The sequence below is a fragment of the Oleiphilus sp. HI0043 genome (genome assembly GCF_001634935.1).
This window is the reverse complement of the sequence record NZ_LWEY01001436.1, coordinates 1-1,244: the sequence shown is the minus strand read 5'-3', so window position 1 is coordinate 1,244 and position 1,244 is coordinate 1. Positions and strand designations below refer to the sequence as shown.

Sequence of the window (1,244 nt, the reverse complement as noted above, 5' to 3'; positions counted from 1 at the left end):
TTTTATCAAGTTTAGGCTTTGTTCTGCACTATCGACACCCAAGCCATCAAGTGAAGCTCGCGCCAGGTCAAAGTCTTCTGGTTTGATGGTGTATTCACTGACTACGCCATCCTTGAGTTCAGCGACATGGCTGTCGCCGGAAATAGTGATCTCATCGAGGCCGTCACTCGCGTGGACGATGAGTACATGCTCGCTACCCAGACGTTTTAATACTTCAGCCATAGGCTTACACAAAGCACTATTGAATACGCCGATCACTTGCTTACCAACGTTAGCAGGGTTAGTCATGGGGCCAAGCATATTGAAGATGGTACGAATAGCCATCTGCTTCCGGGGGCCAATAGCATGCTTCATAGCGCTATGGTGAGCTGGTGCAAACATAAAACCAACACCAATTTCCTCAATACAACGCTGTACTTGCTCGGGGCTTAAAGACAAATTAATGCCTGCAGCTTCGAGTACATCAGCACTGCCAGTGCTGCTAGAAACGCTACGGTTACCATGCTTTGCTACCTTGCCACCCGCTGCAGCTACCACAAATGCACTGGCTGTCGAGACGTTAAACAAGTTAGCACCATCGCCGCCGGTGCCACAGGTATCTACCAAGTGTTCGCCGCTGATATCTACTTTAGTAGAGAGCTCTCGCATCACCTGAGCAGCGCCGGTAATTTCATCAATGCTTTCGCCTTTCATGCGCAAAGCAACTAGGAAACCGCCAATTTGAGCTTCTGTCGCTTGGCCTGTCATAATCTGTTGCATGACAGACTGCATTTCATCGGTTGCTAGGTCGGTGTTTTCAACGACTTTTGCCAGAGCTTGAGTAATATCCATGCGTATACCTATTTTTATTCGCTTATCGTTTTATCTTATCGGTCTAAGAAATTCTTAAGTAAGTCATGACCGTGTTCACTTAGAATTGACTCAGGGTGGAATTGAACCCCTTCAATATCAAGTTCCTTGTGGCGAACACCCATGATCTCTTCGACACTACCGTCTTCGTTTTCAGTCCATGCCGTGATTTCCAGGCAATCAGGTAGCGTATCTTTACAAATAACCAGTGAGTGGTAACGGGTTGCGGTGAAAGGGTTAGTCAATCCCTTAAATACGCCCCTATCGTTATGATGCATGGCTGAAGTCTTACCGTGCATCACCTGCCCGGCACGAATGATATTTCCGCCAAAAGCCTGGCCAATACTTTGGTGACCCAAACAAATACCAAGAATTGGAAGCTTGCCTTTAAAGTG

2 protein-coding genes are annotated in these 1,244 nt (G+C 47.1%); both read right to left on the bottom strand.

The genetic code is table 11. The features are described 5' to 3' along the window. On the bottom strand, positions 1-831 hold an 831-nt coding region (gene trpD / locus A3729_RS20175; protein WP_068634208.1), incomplete at its 3' end, for an anthranilate phosphoribosyltransferase. 35 nt (positions 832-866) lie between these two features. Continuing rightward, a partial coding sequence (locus tag A3729_RS20170; RefSeq protein WP_197475948.1) for an aminodeoxychorismate/anthranilate synthase component II occupies positions 867-1,244 on the bottom strand: 378 nt, incomplete at its 5' end.